Source organism: Pseudomonas sp. B14(2017) (assembly GCF_002113255.1).
In the GTDB taxonomy this organism is placed as follows: Bacteria; Pseudomonadota; Gammaproteobacteria; order Pseudomonadales; family Pseudomonadaceae; genus Aquipseudomonas; species Aquipseudomonas putida_Z.
Map to the genome: position 1 here is coordinate 210,790 of NZ_NEJY01000006.1, position 18,874 is coordinate 229,663.

21 protein-coding genes are annotated in these 18,874 nt (G+C 63.6%); 8 read left to right on the forward strand and 13 right to left on the reverse strand.

Annotation, left to right across the window (positions count from 1 at the left end):
- The first annotated feature begins 20 nt into the window (after positions 1-20).
- Complete coding sequence (locus CAG34_RS08305; RefSeq protein ID WP_085589158.1) at positions 21-1,328, forward strand: FAD-binding oxidoreductase; 1,308 nt, start codon at positions 21-23, stop codon at positions 1,326-1,328.
- 103 nt (positions 1,329-1,431) lie between these two features.
- Here CAG34_RS08305 and fadD1 read toward each other — a convergent pair whose 3' ends face one another.
- The gene (fadD1, locus tag CAG34_RS08310) at positions 1,432-3,129 is read right to left on the reverse strand and encodes a long-chain-fatty-acid--CoA ligase FadD1 (protein WP_025340179.1); all 1,698 of its coding nucleotides are present in this window, start codon (positions 3,127-3,129) and stop codon (positions 1,432-1,434) included.
- A 357-nt stretch (positions 3,130-3,486) separates the two neighbouring features.
- The gene (fadD2, locus tag CAG34_RS08315; protein ID WP_015271310.1) at positions 3,487-5,175 is read right to left on the reverse strand and encodes a long-chain-fatty-acid--CoA ligase FadD2; all 1,689 of its coding nucleotides are present in this window, start codon (positions 5,173-5,175) and stop codon (positions 3,487-3,489) included.
- Between the two features lie 219 nt (positions 5,176-5,394).
- Between fadD2 and CAG34_RS08320 the strand changes: the two genes are divergently transcribed.
- Together CAG34_RS08320 and CAG34_RS08325 are read left to right on the forward strand one after the other, a co-directional pair.
- On the forward strand, positions 5,395-6,339 hold the full coding sequence (locus CAG34_RS08320) for an alpha/beta hydrolase (protein WP_085589160.1): 945 nt from the start codon (positions 5,395-5,397) through the stop codon (positions 6,337-6,339).
- Between the two features lie 34 nt (positions 6,340-6,373).
- Complete coding sequence (locus tag CAG34_RS08325) at positions 6,374-6,844, forward strand: MaoC family dehydratase (protein WP_012273633.1); 471 nt, start codon at positions 6,374-6,376, stop codon at positions 6,842-6,844.
- A gap of 126 nt (positions 6,845-6,970) precedes the next feature.
- Here the strand turns inward: CAG34_RS08325 and CAG34_RS08330 are convergent, their stop codons facing one another.
- From CAG34_RS08330 to CAG34_RS08360, 6 genes are all read right to left on the reverse strand, one after another.
- Complete coding sequence (locus tag CAG34_RS08330) at positions 6,971-8,209, reverse strand: RNA polymerase sigma factor (protein ID WP_085589162.1); 1,239 nt, start codon at positions 8,207-8,209, stop codon at positions 6,971-6,973.
- Positions 8,209-8,694, reverse strand: coding sequence for an SRPBCC family protein (locus tag CAG34_RS08335; protein WP_015271313.1), 486 nt, complete (start codon positions 8,692-8,694; stop codon positions 8,209-8,211). The genes CAG34_RS08330 and CAG34_RS08335 overlap by 1 nt, the downstream gene beginning before the upstream one ends.
- A 21-nt stretch (positions 8,695-8,715) precedes the next feature.
- Positions 8,716-9,060, reverse strand: a complete 345-nt coding sequence (locus CAG34_RS08340; protein WP_046614687.1) for a YciI family protein — start codon at positions 9,058-9,060, stop codon at positions 8,716-8,718.
- 44 nt (positions 9,061-9,104) lie between these two features.
- Entirely contained in the window at positions 9,105-9,530 is a 426-nt protein-coding gene (locus CAG34_RS08345) for a nuclear transport factor 2 family protein (RefSeq protein ID WP_085589164.1), read from the reverse strand.
- A 157-nt stretch (positions 9,531-9,687) separates the two neighbouring features.
- A complete protein-coding gene (locus CAG34_RS08350) occupies positions 9,688-10,020 on the reverse strand; it encodes a type II toxin-antitoxin system HicB family antitoxin (RefSeq protein ID WP_015271315.1) in 333 nt (110 codons plus the stop codon).
- 252 nt (positions 10,021-10,272) lie between these two features.
- Positions 10,273-10,530: a DUF2790 domain-containing protein gene (locus CAG34_RS08360; protein WP_004375752.1), complete on the reverse strand. Its 258-nt coding sequence runs from the start codon at positions 10,528-10,530 to the stop codon at positions 10,273-10,275.
- Between the two features lie 354 nt (positions 10,531-10,884).
- Here CAG34_RS08360 and CAG34_RS08365 point away from each other — a divergent pair, with 354 nt between their 5' ends.
- Positions 10,885-11,253, forward strand: a complete 369-nt coding sequence (locus tag CAG34_RS08365; RefSeq protein ID WP_085589166.1) for a GNAT family N-acetyltransferase — start codon at positions 10,885-10,887, stop codon at positions 11,251-11,253.
- On the opposite strand, the gene def is transcribed toward CAG34_RS08365, so the two are convergent.
- The 3 genes from def to CAG34_RS08380 all read right to left on the reverse strand — a co-directional run bounded on the left by def (position 11,208) and on the right by CAG34_RS08380 (position 13,038).
- Positions 11,208-11,744 carry a peptide deformylase gene (gene def / locus CAG34_RS08370; protein WP_085589168.1) on the reverse strand — a complete coding sequence of 179 codons (537 nt, stop codon included), beginning with the start codon at positions 11,742-11,744 and terminating at the stop codon, positions 11,208-11,210. The genes CAG34_RS08365 and def overlap by 46 nt on opposite strands.
- The gene (locus CAG34_RS08375; RefSeq protein ID WP_085589170.1) at positions 11,741-12,700 is read right to left on the reverse strand and encodes a YihY/virulence factor BrkB family protein; all 960 of its coding nucleotides are present in this window, start codon (positions 12,698-12,700) and stop codon (positions 11,741-11,743) included. The genes def and CAG34_RS08375 overlap by 4 nt, the downstream gene beginning before the upstream one ends.
- Positions 12,701-12,858: 158 nt before the next feature.
- Positions 12,859-13,038, reverse strand: a complete 180-nt coding sequence (locus CAG34_RS08380; protein ID WP_015271319.1) for a CsbD family protein — start codon at positions 13,036-13,038, stop codon at positions 12,859-12,861.
- 186 nt (positions 13,039-13,224) lie between these two features.
- Here CAG34_RS08380 and CAG34_RS08385 point away from each other — a divergent pair, with 186 nt between their 5' ends.
- A complete protein-coding gene (locus tag CAG34_RS08385) occupies positions 13,225-13,605 on the forward strand; it encodes a hypothetical protein (RefSeq protein WP_013973727.1) in 381 nt (126 codons plus the stop codon).
- Here CAG34_RS08385 and CAG34_RS08390 read toward each other — a convergent pair whose 3' ends face one another.
- Entirely contained in the window at positions 13,606-14,442 is an 837-nt protein-coding gene (locus tag CAG34_RS08390) for a S1 RNA-binding domain-containing protein (RefSeq protein ID WP_013973728.1), read from the reverse strand.
- Between the two features lie 130 nt (positions 14,443-14,572).
- On the opposite strand from CAG34_RS08390, the gene CAG34_RS08395 reads away from it, so the two are divergent.
- The gene (locus tag CAG34_RS08395) at positions 14,573-15,433 is read left to right on the forward strand and encodes a DUF6279 family lipoprotein (RefSeq protein WP_085589173.1); all 861 of its coding nucleotides are present in this window, start codon (positions 14,573-14,575) and stop codon (positions 15,431-15,433) included.
- A 127-nt stretch (positions 15,434-15,560) separates the two neighbouring features.
- On the opposite strand, the gene aceK is transcribed toward CAG34_RS08395, so the two are convergent.
- Positions 15,561-17,276, reverse strand: coding sequence for a bifunctional isocitrate dehydrogenase kinase/phosphatase (gene aceK / locus CAG34_RS08400; RefSeq protein WP_085589175.1), 1,716 nt, complete (start codon positions 17,274-17,276; stop codon positions 15,561-15,563).
- A 248-nt stretch (positions 17,277-17,524) separates the two neighbouring features.
- Between aceK and CAG34_RS08405 the strand changes: the two genes are divergently transcribed.
- Both CAG34_RS08405 and CAG34_RS08410 read left to right on the forward strand, forming a co-directional pair.
- Positions 17,525-18,400, forward strand: coding sequence for a DMT family transporter (locus tag CAG34_RS08405; RefSeq protein WP_025340189.1), 876 nt, complete (start codon positions 17,525-17,527; stop codon positions 18,398-18,400).
- A 13-nt stretch (positions 18,401-18,413) separates the two neighbouring features.
- Positions 18,414-18,872 (forward strand): DUF4265 domain-containing protein, encoded by a 459-nt coding sequence (locus tag CAG34_RS08410; RefSeq protein WP_085589177.1) that lies wholly within the window; start codon positions 18,414-18,416, stop codon positions 18,870-18,872.
- The last annotated feature ends 2 nt before the right edge of the window (positions 18,873-18,874 follow it).

Genomic DNA, 18,874 nt, shown 5'->3' on the forward strand with positions numbered 1-18,874 from the left:
CCAGATAACAAGGAACCCCCATGAACGCAGCATTGAACAAGGGCCCGGCGCAGCGCGCGCCGTCCTATTACAGCGCCACCCTCAACGACCACACCGAGTACCCGCAGCTCAAGGGCACGGTACAGGTGGATGTGGCGATCATCGGCGGCGGCTTCACCGGCGTGGCCACGGCGGTGGAACTGGCCGAGCGTGGCCTGAAGGTGGCCATCGTCGAAACCAACCGCATCGGCTGGGGTGCCAGCGGGCGCAACGGCGGCCAGGTCACCGGCAGCCTGTCGGGTGACGAAGCCATGCGCACGCAGATGCGCAACCGCCTGGGTGCCGAGGTCGATGACTTCATCTGGCACTTGCGCTGGCGCGGCCACCAGGTGATCGAGCAGCGCGTGGCGCGCTACGGCATCGACTGCGACCTCAAGCGCGGCCACCTGCACGCGGCCATGAAGCCCTCGCACATGGACGAGCTGCGCGCATTCGAAGCCGAGGCCCGGCGGCGCGGCATGGGCGAGCAGGTGCAATTGCTCGACCGCGAAGCCATGGCCGAGCACCTGCAAAGCCCGCTGTACCTGGGCGCGCTGAAGAACCTGCGCAACCTGCACCTGCACCCGCTCAACCTGTGCCTGGGCGAGGCCCGTGCCGCCCATGGCCTGGGGGCGCTGATTTTCGAAAATTCCGAAGTGCTGGACATCGTCCACGGCCCGCGCCCGGCGGTAGTCACCGCCCACGGGCGGGTCGAGGCGCGCCAGGTGATGCTGGCCGGCGATGTGTACCACAAACTGGAAAAGCGCCAGCTCAAGGGCAAGATCTTCCCGGCCATGGGCGGCATCGTCACCACCGCACCGCTGGGGGAGCTGGCCGAACAGATCAACCCGCAGGACCTGGCGGTGTACGACTGCCGCTTCGTGCTCGATTACTACCGCCTGACCGCCGACAAGCGCCTGCTGTTCGGCGGTGGCGCCAACTATTCCGGCCGTGATTCACGGGATATCGAAGGCGAACTGCGCCCAGGCATCGAGCGTACCTTCCCGGCGTTGAAAGGCGTGCCGATCGAGTTCCAGTGGAGCTGCGCCATGGGCATCGTGGTCAACCGCATCCCGCAGCTGGGCAAACTGTCGGACAACGTGTGGTATTGCCAGGGTTATTCGGGGCACGGCATTGCCACCAGCCACATCATGGGCGAGATCATGGCCGAGGCGTTGACCGGGACGCTGGAGAAGTTCGACACCTTTGCCCAGTGCAAGCATGTGCGGGTGCCGATGGGGGACTTGCTGGGCAACCCGCTGCTGGCGGCGGGGATGTGGTACTACCAGATGCTGGAGAAACTGCGCTGAAGCATTCGCGGGCACGCCCGCTCCCACAGGTACAGCGCAGCCCTCTGGCTCGGCGCTATACCTGTGGGAGCGGGCGTGCCCGCGAAGAAGCCAGTGAGGTCGATCAGGCGATCTTCTTCAAACCCTGTTTCTTCAGCTCTTCATCGCGCAGTTCGCGGCGCAGGATCTTGCCCACGTTGGTGGTCGGCAGCGCGTCGCGGAACTCGATCTGGCGCGGGACCTTGTAGCCGGTGACGTTGGCGCGCATGTGCTCCATCACCTGTTCCTTGGTCACGGTCATGCCCGGCTTGACCACGATGAACACCTTGATCACTTCACCGGACTTCTCGTCCGGCACACCGATGGCCGCGCACTGCAGCACGCCCGGCAGGGCCGCCAGCACATCTTCCAGCTCGTTGGGGTACACGTTGAAGCCCGACACCAGGATCATGTCCTTCTTGCGGTCGACAATGCGCATGTAGCCGTCCGGCTGGATCACGGCGATGTCACCGGTCTTCAGCCAGCCATTGCTGTCGAGGATCTCGGCAGTGGCCTCTTCGCGCTGCCAGTAGCCCTTCATCACCTGCGGGCCCTTGACGCACAACTCGCCCACCTCGCCCAACGGCAGCTCGTTGCCGTTGTCGTCGATGACCTTGCACAGGGTGGACGGCACCGGAATACCGATGGTGCCGACCTGGTTGGCCTCCGCCGGGTTCACCGCAGCCACCGGGCTGGTCTCGGTCATGCCATAGCCTTCGCAGATGGCGCAGCCGGTCACGGCCTTCCAGCGCTCGGCCACGCTCAGTTGCAGGGCCATGCCGCCGGACAGGGTGATCTTCAGCGCCGAGAAGTCCAAGGCACGGAAAGCCTCGTTGTTGCACAAGGCAACGAACAGGGTGTTGAGGCCGACGAAGCCGCTGAACTTCCACTTGCCCAGTTCCTTGACCATGGCCGGCAGGTCACGCGGGTTGCTGATCAGCACGTTGTGGTTGCCGATCAGCATCATTGCCATGCAATGGAAGGTAAAGGCGTAGATGTGATACAGCGGCAGCGGGGTGATGAGGATTTCGCAGCCTTCGTGCAGGTTGGAGCCCATCAGCGCCCGGCACTGCAGCATGTTGGCCACCAGGTTGCGATGGGTCAGCATCGCGCCCTTGGCCACGCCGGTGGTACCACCGGTGTACTGCAGCACCGCCACGTCGTTGGCCTGCGGGTTGGCCTCGGTCACTGGCTGGCCCTTGCCCAGCGCCAGTGCGTCGTTGAAGCGTACGGCACGCGGCAGGTTGTAGGCCGGCACCATCTTCTTCACGTACTTGATCACGCTGTTGATCAGCAGGCGCTTGAGCGGCGGCAGCAGGTCGGCCACTTCGGTGACGATGACGTGCCTGACCTGGGTCTTGGGCACCACCTTCTCGGCCAGGTGGGCCATGTTGGCCAGGCACACCAGGGCCTTGGCGCCGGAGTCGTTGAACTGGTGTTCCATTTCCCGTGCGGTGTACAGCGGGTTGGTGTTGACCACGATCAGCCCGGCACGCATGGCACCGAATACCGCCACCGGGTATTGCAGTACGTTAGGCAGCTGCACGGCAATGCGGTCACCCGGCTTGAGGTCGGTATGCTGCTGCAACCAGGCGGCAAACGCCCCCGACAGCGCATACAGCTCGCCATAAGTGATAGTCTTGCCCAGGTTGCTAAAGGCCGGTTTGTCGGCAAAGCGTTGGCAGGATTGCTTGAGTACCGCCTGGATATTGGGGAATTCGTCAGGATTGATTTCCGCCGTAATCCCGGCTGGGTACTTATCCTTCCAAAAATGTTCGATCATGGAAGCCCACTCCTTCAGCAACAGCGAAGTTCGATTCACGCGTCGATGCGCTTATTATTGATATGAGATGACGGCTCGTTGCAAACCGGATCATCTGAAAGCGGGCCGAGAGTAACAGCTTTGCCTGGGGTCGCCTAGAGGCCAAAACAGGCCTCACGGTCACAAAAATGACTCAATGAACAATACAGGTCATTTTTAGAGTAATTATCCAAAATGTCGCAGATCGGGCTATAAATAGCCTGTTAGAGCGGTTCACGGCGTTCGCGGGCTTGCCCGCTCCCACAGGGACCTCACAGTTCTCGAATGCTGTGCAGTACTTGTGGGAGCGGGCAAGCCCGCGAAGAAGCCAACCCGGTATCAAGCTATGTCGCGCAGCTCCCGCCGCAGGATCTTGCCCACCGGCGTCATCGGCAACGACTCGCGCAGCACGATGTGCTTGGGTACCTTGTAGCCGGTGAAGTTGGCCTTGCAGTAGGCCTTCAGCTCATCCACGCTCAGCCCGCCCTCGCGCGGCACCACGAACAGCTTCACCGCCTCGCCGGAGCGCTCGTCCGGCACGCCGATGGCCGCGCAGTTGGCAACCTTGGGATGGCCCATCACCACATCCTCGATCTCGTTGGGGTACACGTTGAAACCCGAGACGATGATCATGTCCTTCTTGCGGTCGACGATGCGGGTGAAGCCGTCCGGGTCGATCACCGCGATGTCGCCGGTCTTGAACCAGCCTTCCGCGTCCAGGGCCTGGGCCGTGGCCTCGGGCTGCTGCCAGTAGCCTTTCATCACCTGCGGGCCCTTGATGCACAGCTCGCCCCGCTCGCCCAGCGGCAGCTCGTTGCCGTCATCGTCGATCACCTTGAAGGCGGTGCCGGCCACCGGGATGCCCACCGTGCCCAGGCGCGCCAGCTGGCCATAGGGGTTGGTGCTGGCCACTGGCGAGGTTTCGGTCAGGCCGTAGCCTTCGACGATGCGGCAACCGGTAAGCGCCTCCCAGCGCTCGGCCGTGGCCTTGACCAGCGCGGTGCCGCCGGAGTTGGTGACCTTCAGCGCCGAAAAGTCGAGCTGGCGGAAGCCCGGGTGGTCCATCAGTGCGACGAACAGCGTGTTCAGGCCCAGCAAGGCGGAGAAACGCCATTTGCCCAGCTCCTTGATGAAGCCGGAAATATCCCGCGGGTTGGTGATCAGCACGTTGTGGTTGCCGGTGACCATCATGCACATGCAGTTCGCGGTAAAGGCATAGATGTGGTACAGCGGCAGCGGCGCGATCATCACCTCCTGGCCGTCCTTGATCAGCTTCTGCCCGTCCGGCCCGTGCTGCGAGAAGCAGGCCAGCACCTGCAGCATGTTGGCTACCAGGTTGCCGTGGGTGAGCATGGCGCCCTTGGCCAGGCCGGTGGTGCCACCGGTGTATTGCAGCACGGCAGTATCGTCCAGGCTGAGCGGCACCGGCTTGTGCGACAGCTCGCGGCCCTGGCGCAGCACCTGCTTGAACGACACCGCCTGGGGCAGCTGATAGGCCGGCACCATCTTCTTCACTTTGTCGACCACGGTGTTGACCAGCCAGCCCTTGGCGGTGGGCAGCATGTCGCCCATCCTGGCCTCGATCAGGTACTCGATGCCGGTATCGGGCAACACCTCCTGCACGCGCTTGCCGAACATGTTCAGGTACACCAGCGCACGCGCGCCGCTGTCCTTGAACTGGTGGCGCATCTCGCGCTCGGTGTACAGCGGGTTGGTGTTGACCACGATCAGGCCTGCGCGCAGGGCACCGAACACGGCGATGGGGTATTGCAGCACGTTGGGCATCTGCACCGCGATGCGGTCGCCCGGCTTGAGGTCGGTGTGCTGCTGCAACCAGGCGGCGAAGGCCGCCGAGTGGCGCTCCAGCTCCGCGTAGGTCAGGGTCACGCCCAGGTTGCTGAAGGCCGGGCGGTCGGCGAAACGTTTGCAGGAGCGCTCGAACACCTCGACGACCGAGGTGTAGGCATTGATGTCGATGGTGGAAGGCACGCCCGCCGGGCGCTTGTCATTCCAGAAGTCGGCTTGCATTTATTATTGTTCCTCTGCCTGGACCTGCTGTAAGTCCTGTAGTCCTTTCACCTGCCCGCTTGAAAGCGAAAAGGCGTTGATCCGACGTTAGCAGGTAAGCCCAAGGCGGCATATACGCCAAGTGCCGCCATTAACATTGTGAATCTTATTTGTGCCCTTCCTGCAATCCGGTCGGTTGTGCATACACTGTTCGGGTACCTGTGCGCACAAGGACCCGCCATGCCTCACGACGCCTTCTGGCTGCCCGCCAGCGAGCACTGCAGCCTGTACGTGCACCAATGGTTGCCGGCCACACCGGTAAAAGCCGTGGTGTTGCTGGCCCATGGCATGGCCGAGCATGCCGGGCGCTACCAGCACCTGGGCCATGCCTTGAGCGAAGCCGGCTTCGCCCTGTTCGCCGCCGACCAGCGCGGCCATGGGCGCACCGCCGAACTGGGCAGCCTCGGCCTGTTCGCCCGCCATCATGGCTGGAATGCCGTGGTCAACGACATCGGGCTGCTGGCACAGCACATCGGCCAGCAATACCCGTGCACGCCGCTGTTCCTGTTCGGCCACAGCATGGGCAGCTACATCGCCCAGGCCTACCTGCTGCACCACAGTGGCAGCCTGCACGGGGCGATCCTCAGCGGTTCCAACTACCAGCCGGCAGCGCTCTACCGTGTGGCGCGCCTGATTGCCCGGCTGGAGGCCTGGCGCCAAGGGCCGCTGGGAAAGAGCGCGCTCATAGAGTGGTTGTCGTTCGGCTCGTTCAACAAGGCCTTCAAGCCCAACCGCACGGCGTTCGACTGGCTCAGCCGCGACCCGGCGCAGGTCGACCTGTACGTCAACGACCCGCTTTGCGGCTTTCGCTGCAGCAACCAGTTGTGGCTCGACCTGCTGCAAGGCTTGGCGCAGATCAGCCAGCCGAGTAACCTCGCGCAGATCGATCCGAACCTGCCGCTGCTGGTAATCGGTGGTGAATGTGATCCGGTCAGTGCCGGCAAGCGTCTCACCCACCTGGCCGACGCCCTGCGCGCGACCGGCAATCGACATGTACAGCTGCGCGTCTATCCTGAGGCGCGGCACGAAGTACTCAACGAAACCAACCGTGACGAGGTCACCGCCGATATTCTCGGCTGGCTTGAACAGGCGCTGGCTCTTGGCCGCCCTGTGCGCAGTGAATGACAGCCGCCCTCGCCTACCGCTTAAGGAAGCCCCGATGTCCCAGGTCACCAACACGCCTTACGAAGCCCTCGAAGTCGGCCAGAAGGCCGAGTACAAGAAGTCCGTCGAAGAACGCGACATCCAGTTGTTCGCCGCGATGTCCGGTGACCACAACCCGGTACACCTGGACGCCGAGTTCGCTGCCAAGAGCATGTTCCGCGAGCGCATTGCCCACGGCATGTTCAGCGGCGCGCTGATCAGTGCTGCAGTGGCCTGCACCTTGCCTGGCCCTGGCACCATCTACCTGGGCCAGCAGATGAGCTTCCAGAAGCCGGTGAAAATTGGCGATACCCTGACCGTGCGCCTGGAAATCCTGGAGAAGCTGCCCAAGTTCAAGGTGCGCATCGCCACCAATGTCTACAACCAGAATGATGAGCTGGTGGTCCAGGGCGAGGCCGAGATCCTCGCACCGCGCAAGCAGCAGACCGTCGAGCTGGTGTCGCCGCCGAATTTTGTGGCTAGCTGAAGATTGATGCAGGCAGTACCGGCCCTATCGCCGGCAAGTCAGCTCCCACTGGATCACCACAATGTTCAAGCCTGTGGTGACCCTGTGGGAGCTGGCTTGCCGGCGATAGGGCCTGTAAAGCAAACATCATTCGATAGCCTGCAACCGCCGCTCGATATGCCTGCGCTCCGGCTCCTGCCGGGTCAGCGCCAGCGCCTGCCGCCAGGCCGCCCGGGCCTCTTCCATATGCCCCAGCTGGTAATGCAGCTCACCCCGCGTCGCATGCGCCAGGTGATAGTCCAGCAACTCTCCCCTCGCCAGAATCCCTTCGACTACCCGCAGCCCAACCTCCGGCCCATCCCGCTTCGCCAGCGCCACGGCCCTGTTCAGCTCTACCACTGCTGACGGCCAATGCCGCTGCAGCACGTCATACAGCCCGACGATCTCCGCCCAGTCGGTCGCTTCGGCTGTCGCCGCTTCGGCATGCACCGCCGCAATCGCCGCCTGCACGGTATAGGCACCGAACGCCCGGCTTTGCAGGGCCTGGCGCACCAGTTCGCAGCCTTCAGCAATGCGTTGCCGGTCCCACAGGCTACGGTCCTGCTGCTCGAGCAATACCAGGTTGCCCCGGCCATCGGTACGCGCGCGCTGCCGGGACGCCTGCAGCAACATCAGGGCCAGCAGGCCGACCGCCTCCGGGTCGGGCAGCAACTGCACCAGCAGGCGCGCCAGGCGAATGGCTTCATCGCTCAGCTCCTGCTGCAACAACGCCTCGCCCGACGACGCCGAATAGCCCTCGTTGAACACCAGGTAGATCACCCGCAGCACACTCTCCAGGCGCTCGGGCAGTTCGTTCAGCTCCGGCACCTGATAAGGGATGCCGGCATCGCGGATCTTGGCTTTGGCGCGCACGATACGCTGGGCGATGGTGGCCGGGCTCTGCAGGAAAGCGCGGGCGATCTGCTCGGTGGTCAGGTCGCAGACTTCACGCAGGGTCAGCGGCACCTGGGCGTCGGCGGACAAGGCCGGGTGGCAGCAGGTGAAGATCAGCCGGAGGCGGTCGTCGGCCAGCAGTTCTTCCTCGCTGGGGTCCTGCGCCTGGCCGTCGAGCAGCATGCTCAGGTCCGCCTGGGAACGGTCAAATCGGGCGCGCCGGCGCAGCGCATCGATGGCCTTGAAGCGGCCGGTGGACACCAGCCACGCCCGCGGGTTATCGGGGATACCGTCGCGCTGCCAGCGCTCGACGGCGATGAAGAAGGCATCGTGCATGGCCTCCTCGGCCAGGTCGAAATCACCCAGCAGGCGGATCAGCGTCGCCAGGATGCGCCGTGACTCGCTCCGGTAGACCGCCTCGACCTCGGCGCGCACCTGCGCCAGTGCCGTCATCAGTCGGGCATCCGCTGGGTCACCACCTCCACCAGGCGGTCCAGGCTTTCTCCCCACCCCTGGTGGAAGCCCATTTCCTCATGGGCGCGGCAATCGGCGGCATTCCAGTGCCAGGCGCGGGCGGTGTAGCGGGTTTTGCCCTGCTCCTCGTCAAAACTGATCACGGCAGTCATGAAGGCCTTGTCCGAAGGTACCCAGCCTGGGCCGAAGGCATCGGTGAACACCAGCCGCCGCGGCGCGGCGATCTCCAGGAACACGCCCTGGTTCGGGTACTCGCTGCCATCCGGCGCGCGCATCAGGGTGCGGAACAGGCCACCGATCCACAACTGCATCTCGCACTCCGGGGTGGTCATGCCGTGCGGCCCCCACCACTGCATCAGCCACTGGGGCTCGGTCCAGGCGCGGAACACCTTGGCCGGTGGCGCGTCGATCAGGCGGCTGATGGACAACTCGTGTTGCGCTTGCGCGGGGTGTGCAAGGCTCATGCTGGTAGGTCTCCATTGCTGTCAGGGTTGCAGTTCGCGCACCGGCCGCACCTCGACACTGCCGACCCGCGCGGCGGGGATGCCCTTGGCGATGTTCAGCGCCTCGTTCAGGTCGCGGGCTTCCACCAGGTAGAAGCCCGCCAGTTGCTCCTTGGTCTCGGCGAACGGGCCGTCGGTCAGGCTCATGTGCCCGTTGCGCACGCGCACTGTGGTGGCGGTCTGCACCGGCTTCAGCGCCTCGGCCGCCAGCATTCGCCCGGAGCCTTGGATGGATTCGGCATACGCCATGCATTCGGCGTCTTCCGGGCTGTCGGGCAGGCTGTGCAACAGCCCCTCGTCACAATAGACCAGGCACAGGTATTTCATGGTCGCCTCCAGGGCATTGGCAAAGTGCGTTTGGCGATAACGGCTCAGGGCTTGAGATCGAACAGGGCTTTCTGGGTTTCCATGTCGAATGGCGCCGACCAGTGTTCGTGGATTACCTGCCACTGGCCACCTTGACGACGATAGCCCACGGTGGCGCGCATGAAGCCGCACTGGCTTTCGTTGTCCGCGGGGCCACAGCGGTTAAGCCAGTGGACCAAGGCCAGGTCGCCAGCGGCATGCACGGTAAGTTCGGCGAATTCGAAAACCATCGGGCCGGGGCACATGCCCATGCACATTTCCCAGTGCGCCTGGTAGGTTGCCTTGCCTTTGAATTGCAGGGCCTGGATGGCATCGAAGGCGACGATGTCGTCGGCATAGGGAGCGACGATGTTGGGGATGTCGCGGTCGCGCACGGCCTGCATCCAGCGCTCGATCAATTGGCGAATCTCGGTTTCGGCTGCGGTGCTCATCGGGGGTTCCTCCGACAGGTCATGGGTGATTGGGCACGGGGTGCAACGTGCTCTCACCTATTGGTCGAACGGGAACTGGAGGAATCGACAGGCAACGGAAACTATTCTGCATGGGTAATTGCAGAATACCCGCGAGAAACAACGAAAGCAGGCTTGTTCAGGCCATTGCGGCTTGTTCGAAGACCTCGTCGGCCCACTGGTTGAGGCTTTTGCCGGCAGCACGGGCGGCAACACTCGCGGCAGCATGAACTTCGGGTCGGATACGCAGCATTACTTTGCCCGAGGCAGGCTTTTCCGGCGCAATGCCCTGCTCTGCACAATCGGCCAGGTAATCCTCCAGCGCATCGCGAAACGCCTCATGCAGCTCGGGCACCGAGCTTGCGTGAAAACTGATGATGTCACGCATACCAAGCACACGGCCGACGAAGATATCGTCACGCGCGTCGTACTCGATACGGGCGGCGTAGCCTTTGTAGCGCATGCAACTCATATCCTGACTCCTGCCCGCAAGAGGAATTCACGGGCTTCTTCAATCTGATACCGCTTGGCTTCCTTGCCTGGATGAGGCCGATGGCATCTCCAGCATTGGCCACCCGCTCATCAAAAAATGCTATCAAATTAAGATAGCACTTTTTCCTCGATATTCATTCAGGATTTTTCTGTAGCTCGAACTGCAAGACGGTTGATGGCCCCGTCACCCGCAGGCCGGCGAAAGGGCCATCAACACCAGGCAAGAGCCTGATCAACCCTGCTGGCACCCCTCACCCATGGCCCGGTACTGGATGGTGTGCACCTGGCCCTGGTGGTCTTCGTAGGTCATGGTCGCAGGTACCACTTCGCAGACGTTGGGGATGGTCGACAGGTTGATCACCCGCTTGATGTCCAGGTTCATGGAGTAGTCGTACTGCTGGGCGACGGGCTCGCTGGAGACGGGTCTGGCCTCATCGGCGAGGGCGAACGAGGACATACCGACCAATGCAAGAATCAGTAATGGTTTCATGTGAGTTTGCCTTTTGAGCATTCAAGCTGATCGATTGACTTCTATTGCCGTGCCCGGCGCGGAGAAGTTGCCATCTGCGGTGAAGATGGCACGAAGTACCGATCCCGCTTCGTACTGCCAGTGGGGATGGCTAAAAGTCTACTCCCGGCCTGGAATAGTTGAACCCCGAACTCGGACATTCACCCTTGCCAGATATGCAACAATCTGCGACAAGTTCACCGAAAAACATCGGGCCAGAGCCTCTGGCCACCTTTCAGGGCAGGGCGCGCAATTTCTGAAAATTTGTACTGTTCGAAACTTTCGGCCCCGGAACGCCGGCTGCTGGACCACTTTTACCGCCAGCACGGCTCACGCATGCGTGCTGCGGGCGATGCTGAGCTGTGGGTGGCGCGGGGCCCCGGCATCATCGCAGGCTTGAGCCTGAGCCCGGTGGGCGATGGCTTCTGGCTGACCGGGTTGTTCGTCGACCCGCAGCGGCGCAGCCAAGGGGTGGCCGGGCGGTTGGTCGAGGCGGCGCTGGCGCAGGCTGGCGGGCCCACCTGGCTGTTCTGCCACCCGGACCTTGCGCCCTTCTACCAGCGCCTGGGCTTCAACATCGCCCAGCAGCTGCCGCAAGCCCTGGCTGGCCGCCTGCAGCGCTACCAGCGCAGCAAGCGGCTGGTGGCACTGCAACGGGGTCAGTCGTCGCTGACGTCGAGCCCGGGGAACAGCACCTCGGTGTAACCGAACCGGGAAAAGTCCTGGATGCGTGACGGGTACAGCCGACCGATCAGGTGGTCACATTCATGCTGCACCACCCGCGCATGGAAGCCGTCGGCAAAGCGATTGATCGGGTTGCCCTGGGGGTCGATGCCTTCATAGCAGATGTGCTTGAAACGCGGCACCACGCCGCGCAGGCCGGGTACCGACAGGCAGCCTTCCCAACCGTCCTCGATCTCGCTGGACGTCGGCGTGATGACCGGGTTGAGCAGGATGGTCTGCGGCACCGGTTCGGCATCCGGGTAACGCTCGCTGCGCTCGAAGCCGAAGATCACCAGCTGCAGGTCGATGCCGATCTGCGGTGCGGCCAGGCCCACGCCGCCCACATGGCGCATGGTTTCGAACATGTCGTCGATCAATTGCTGCAGTTCGGCACTGCCGAGCATGTGCTCGGGCACTGGCGGGGCGATGCGCAGCAGGCGTTCGTCGCCCATCTTGAGAATGTCACGGATCATCGGGGGTTCGGCTCGGAAGATTGCTGCTCGCTCGGTACAGGGTGCTCATGGCCCAGCACGGTAATGGTTTCGCGGGCCTTGTGCTCATCGGCGTCCTTCTCGCCAGGGTTCTTGCCCTCGCTCGACATGTGCTCGATCACTGCGTTCATCTCCGCGCCCAGCAGCAAAACGGCGGCGGAGATATAGAAATACAGCAATAGCACGATGATTGCACCGATACTGCCGTACATGGCGTTGTAGTCGGCAAAGGTCTTCACATAGAAGGCAAAGCCCAGCGAGGCCAAGATCCACACCACCACCGCCAGCACCGAACCCGGGGTGATGAAGCGGAACTGCTGCTTCACATCGGGCATCACGTAGTAGATCAGCGCCACCGCCACCATCATCAGGATGATGATCGCCGGCCAGCGCAGGATGGTCCACACCGTGACGATCACCTCCTGCATGCCGACCTGGGCGGCAATCCACTCCATCACCTGCGGCCCCAGCACCATCAGCGCCGCAGCCACCAGCAACATACCAGCAATGCCCACGGTGTAGATGATCGACAACGGAATGCGCTTCCACACCGGGCGGCCCTCGGGCACATCGTAGGCAGCGTTCATCGCGCTCATCATCAGGCGCACACCGGCCGATGCGGTCCACAAGGCAATCACGATACCCACCGACAACAGCCCGCCCTTGGACTGCTGCAACTGGTCGATCACCGGGTTCACCTGCTCCAGCGCCTGGGGTGGCAGCACCAGTTCCGATTGCAGGCGCAGCCAGGAGAAGAAGTCCGGCAGGTGCAGGAAACCGATCAGGGCGATCAGGAACAGCAGGAACGGGAACAACGAGAACAGCATCTGGTAGGCCAGTGCGGAAGCGTAGGTCGACATCTCGTCGTCGAGGAATTCCTTGACGGTGCGTACCAGCACGCGGTGCAGGGGCAGGCCGCGCAGGTCGGGGAAAATCATAGCGTCTCCTTTCGCCGCTCGATTCGTGTGTACCACGGTAAGTCTAATAGACCATGCCGCTGCTGTGCTGATCCCGGCCATGCTGCAAGAATTTGCTTACGCCAGTACCGACCTCTTCGCGGGCATGCCCGCGAAGAGGCCGGGACAGGCCACTCACATCAAGGCTTTTTCACCGCGTCCTTCACGTTGCCCTTGATCTGTTGCCCCTCGCCCTTGAGCTCCTGCGCTTCACCCTCGGCCCGCAGCCGCTCGTTGTCGGTCACTTTGCCGACACCCTGCTTGACGTTGCCGATCGCTTCGTTGGCCAGGCCTTTCGCTTTGTCTTTGGTACCGCTCATGGCAAAACTCCTGCAATTGGGGGCACGTGGACCGTGCCGACAGTCGGTGGACCCGACGTCTTCGCCAAGCGTTCCAACAGTTTTTTCGCCCTCGAGCCGAACGGCAAGGCGGTTGGCAAACCTTGCCCCGCTACCCGCCACCCCTCACAATGCAGGCCTTCATAGCGTCAACCCGCAGGAACCTGCATGAAACTCGACAAACCCGCCGCCATCGCCCGGCGTAACGAAGCACTGGCCCGCCCGGTGCTGACCAGCAGCAACACCCTGTTCGCCATCCTCGACCGCAAGCGCAACCTGTGGTGGTTCGAGGTGCCAGTGGCGCTGCTGCGCAAGGGCCAGCCCGACTGGGTCAACCTGCTGCTGCACACCCCGGAAAGCGACGAGCTGCAGCACCTGAAGGTGCCGACCAACTTCCTGCGCGCTCACCAGGAACAGATGGAAGTGCGCAACCCCGGCAAGCGCCGCTCGACCATCAGCCTGGCCCTCAGCGCCGACCGCGACTCGCTGCTGCGCGACACCCGCCCGGGTGGCGAGCAGCTGGACTTCCGTACCTTCGTGCAGGCCTGATCAGGCCTTCTCGATGCGATCGTCATGGATGACGATGCGGCCCTGCTTGAACAAACCGCCAATGGCCTTCTTGAAGTTGCCCTTGCTGACGTTGAACAGCTTGCTGATCAGCGCCGGGTCGCTCTTGTCGCACACCCCCAGCACCCCGCCTTCGGCCTCCAGGCGCGCCATGATCTGCTCCTGCAGGCTGTCGGCCAGGGCAGCACCCACCGGTTGCAGGCTCAAGGCGATCTTGCCGTCCGCGCGCACTTCCTTGATGAAGCCCTTCTCGTGCATGCCCGAGCGCAGGAACTTGAACACCTCGTTCTTGTGGATCAGGCCCCAGTGGCGGTTGTTGATGATCGCCTTGAAGCCCATCGGCGTCTCGCCGGCCACCAGCAGCTCGACCGGCTGGCCTACCTGGTAGTCCGCCGGGGTGCGGTCCAGGTAACGGTCCAGGCGTGAGGTGGCGGTGATGCGGCGGGTGCGCTTGTCGAGGTACACGTGCACCACGCAGTAGTCGCCGATCTTCAGCGGCCGCGCCTCTTCCGAGTACGGCATCAGCAGGTCCTTGGACAGGCCCCAGTCGAGGAAGATGCCGGCACCGTTGATGTCCTTGACCTTGAGGCTGGCGAACTCGCCAACCTGCACCTTGGGCTTCTCGGTGGTGGCGATCAGCTGGTCTTCGCTGTCCAGGTAGATGAACACGTTCAGCCAGTCATCCACTTCGGTTTCGGCGTTTTTCGGGATGTAGCGCCCGGGCAGCAGGATCTCGCCGTCGGCGCCGCCGTCCAGGTACAGGCCGAAGTCCACGTGTTTCACGATTTGCAAACTGTTGTAACGCCCAAGCAGAGCCATTTCCGATGTTCCTCAAGACAAGGCGGCTATTCTACACCTGAAGCCAGCGCGCCGCCCGACCGCTGATGCAGTGGAACCGTCAGCGTCCCTCTTGCGTCTACCGTCTGGCCAGCACCGCAAGGAACAGCCCATGCCGCTACGCCTGTCCAAAGCCCTGCTCGTCGCCATCGGCTGCGCCCTGGCCCTGGCCGCCTGCAGCCGTATCGACCTGGCCTACCGCAACCTCGACCGCCTGGTGCCGTGGTCGCTGGGCGACTACCTGGCCATGAACAGCGAGCAGAAGGCCATGCTTGACGACCGCCTGCGGGAGCACCTGGCCTGGCATTGCAAGACCCAGCTGCCTGGTTACCTCGACTGGCTGGACCGGGTACGCGGCATGGTCGCCGACGACCAGGTGACCGACCAGGCCCTGCAGCAGCGTACCCGCGAAGCCCGCGAGGCGATTGGCCGGGTAGCCGAGGAAATCACCCCTTCGGCCACCGAGTTGCTGCGCGGCATGAGCGATAGCCAGGTGGCGGAGATGCGCGAGGCGTTCCGCGAGGACATCAGCGAACGGCAGAAGAAGTATGTGGATACGCCGCTGGACAAGCAGATCGCCCGCCGTACCGAACGCATGGAGAAACGCCTGACGCCGTGGTTTGGCGAGCTGACCGCGGTACAGAAGCAGCGCGTGCAGGCCTGGTCCCAGGCGCTGGGCGACCAGAACCGCGAATGGATCGCCAACCGCGCGCACTGGCAGCAGCAATTGCTGCTGGCGATGAACCAGCGCAACGACGCCAGCTTCGAGCCGCGCCTGGCGACGTTGTTGCAGCGCAAGGAGAGTTTATGGACGCCGGAGTACCGGGCGGCGTATCAGAATACCGAGCAGCAGGCGCGCAGCTTGCTGGTGGACCTGGTGCACCAGAGTACCCCGCAGCAGCGGCGGTTCCTGCAGGAGCGGTTGAGCAAGGTTCGTACCGATTTCAGTGAATTGAAGTGTTTGAAGGGGTAACTGGGGAAAGCAGGCCCGGCCTCTTCGCGGGCTTGCCCGCTCCCACAGGAACCCACTGCCCTCGAGACCTGTGATGTACCTGTGGGAGCGGGCGAGCCCGCGAAGAGGCCAGGCCTGCCAAAGACAGTCACCGCCCCTTGCGCCGATACGGAAACACATCGATCACCTTCCCGTCACGAATCGCCGCCTGCAGCCCCTTCCAGTAATCCGCGTCGTACAACTCCCCATGCAGCCGGCTGAACAAGCGCCGCTGGCCGATATCGGCAAACAGGAACGGCGGAAACTCCTCGGGGAACACGTCATGCGGCCCGATCGAGTACCACGGCTCGCCCGACATTTCGTCTTCCGGGTAACGCGGCGGCGGGATATGGCGGAAGTTCACCTCGGTCAGGAAGCTGATCTCGTCATAGTCATAGAACACCACCCGGCCATGGCGGGTAACGCCAAAGTTCTTCAGCAGCATGTCGCCAGGGAAGATATTCGCCGCCGCCAGCTGCTTGATGGCCAGGCCGTAATCCTCCAGGGCCTCCAGCACCTGGCCCTCGCTGGCGTGCTCCAGGTACAGGTTCAGCGGCGTCATGCGCCGCTCGGTCCAGCAATGGCGGATCAGCACCGTGTCACCCTCCAGCGCCACGGTCGAAGGCGCCACCTCCAGCAGTTCGGCCAGGCATTCCGGCTCGAACTTGCTACGCGGGAAGCGAAAATCGGCGAACTCCTGGGTATCGGCCATGCGCCCGACGCGGTCGACGCTTTTCACCAGCCGGTACTTGTCGATCACCGTGGCCCGGTCGACCGTCTTCGACGGTGAAAAGCGGTCCTTGATGATCTTGAACACGGTGTTGAAGCCCGGCAGGGTGAACACGCTCATGACCATGCCGCGTACCCCGGGCGCCATGACGAAGCGGTCGTCGCTACTGGCCAGGTGGTTGATCAGCGCCCGATAGAACTCCGACTTGCCGTGCTTGTAGAAACCGATGGAGGTGTACAGCTCGGCCACGTGCTTGCCAGGCAAGATGCGCTTGAGGAAGTTGACGAACTCCGCCGGCACCGGCACATCGACCATGAAGTACGAGCGGGTGAAGGAAAAGATGATCGACACCTCGGCCTCGTCGGTGATCAGCGCATCGGCCTCGATACCGTGCCCTTCGCGGTGCAGCAGCGGGATTACCAGCGGCCACTGCTCGTCGCTGTTGAACAGCCGGCCGACCAGGTAGGCGCCCTTGTTGCGGTACAGCACCGGCACAAACAGCTCCAACGCCAGTTTCGGATCCTTGCATACCCAGTCCGGCAGGCACTCGCGCAGCTGATCCTCCAGGCGCGCCAGGTCGCCTTCCAGGTCGCCGTACGGCACTTCGAACGGGTAATCGCTGAACACCGCCCGCAGCAGGCTCTTGAGCCCAGCGTCAGGCCGATAGGTACGGGTTTGCGCGGCGCGCTCACGGCTGCGCATGGACGGTCGGGTGGTGTGGATGAACATGCAGCCGTCGCTGATCAGGTCATGGCTGAACAGGCTGCAGAACAGCGAGTTGTACCAGGTCTCGGACAGCTCGTCGTCCAGCCTTGGGTCGATCAGGTGGATATAGGCGTTCTTCACCAACGGCCATTGTTCCACATCCAGCAGCACGTCCTCGGCAAAGCCCTGGCGCAGCCAGCCATTGACCTCGGCGACCTTCTCTTCATAGAGATTGATGCGGGCGGCGGAGGCACGCTGGATATCCTGCCAGCGCGCCTGCTCGAAGCGCTTGCGGGCACCGAGGGTGATGCGCTGGAAGTGGTCGCGGTAGTTGTCGAAGCCGGCGAGGATCATCCGGGCGATTTCGACAGCGGGCCAGGGCTGGGGCATGCGAGGACCTCGGTGCGGTGTTGAGTTACAGAGCTTAGTCGCCTCTTGGTTTTTGCGGAGCCTGTGCCGGCCTCTTCGCGGGCTCGCCCGCTCCCACAGGATTACCACAGGGCCGAGCATTGCAGAGAACTTGTGGGAGCGGGCGTGCCCGCGAAGAGGCCGGCACAGGTTTACACCGCAAGAAAGCACAAGAATCCCCAGCCCCCCTGGCGTACACTCGCGCCCCTGCCCTGCCTCCGGAGACCGTTGTGAGCCCCATCGCCCTAGCCCGCCTGCTGACCCTTGCCGCCGTCTGGGGGGCGAGCTTCCTGTTCATGCGCATCATCGCCCCCGAGCTGGGCACGGTGCCGACGGCGTTCTTCCGTGTCTCCATCGCCTGCCTGGGCCTGGTTGCACTGCTCGCCGCCGCCCGCGTGCGCTGGGACTTCCAGGGCAAGCTCGGCGCCTGCCTGGTGCTGGGCATGATCAACTCCGGTATCCCCGCCACGTTCTACTCCGTGGCCGCCCAGGTGCTGCCCGCCGGCTACTCGGCAATCTTCAACGCCACCACGCCGCTGATGGGTGTGCTGATCGGCGTGCTGTTCTTCCGCGAACCGATGACCCTGGCCAAGCTCTGCGGCATCTTCCTGGGCCTGTTCGGCGTCGGCATCCTCAGCGGCGCCGGCCCGGTGGCCCTGGACCTGGCCCTGCTGCAAGGCGCCCTCGCCTGCCTGGCGGCCACCACCTGCTACGGCTTTGCCGGCTTCCTCGCCCGCCGCTGGGTCAGCGGCCTGGACAGTCGCCTGTCGGCACTGGGCAGCATGCTCGGCGCCACCCTGATGCTGAGCCCGCTGTTCGCCTGGAGCGCGCTGAGCCAGCCACCTGCCAGCTGGGGCGGCTGGCAGGTGTGGCTGTCGCTGCTGGGCCTGGGCCTGCTGTGCACAGCGTTCGCCTACATCCTGTACTTCCGCCTGCTGGAGGAGATCGGCCCGGTCAAGGCCAGCACCGTGACCTTCCTGATCCCGGTATTCGGCGTATTGTGGGGGGCGTGGCTGCTGGACGAACCGTTGTCGATGGCGCACCTGTACGGCGGCCTGCTGATTGGCCTGGCATTGTGGCTGGTGCTGCGCCCGGCACGCAGCTGAAACGGGGTACAGGATGAACGACGCGTACAAGAAGGTCCTGTTCCGCCTGGAGCAGGACGAAAACGGCTACCCGCCCGCCTCGGTCGAGGGCCTGTGGGCCAAGGCCGTGGAAGGCGGCTATGCCGTCGACAACATTCCCTTCCATGTCTACGGCATCGCCCCGGGCGACGTGATCGACACCCGTGAGGAAGCCGGCGAAACCTGGTTCGCCGAACTGCGCCACAGCAGCGGCAGCTCGGTGTTCCGGGTTATCGTCAAGCCCCCGGAAACCCTGGACCAGGTACGCGCGGCCTTGCACGACTTCGGCTGCAACTGCGAAACCGAGCAGGCGGTGAAGATGCTGGCGGTCGAGGTCCCGCCGCAGCGCTCGCTCGACACCTTGCTCTACTACCTGCTCACCCAGCGCGAAGCCGGCCTGCTGGACTTCGAGGAAGGCGTACTGCGCCACGCCATCCCCGAAGAGTTCCGCTAGGG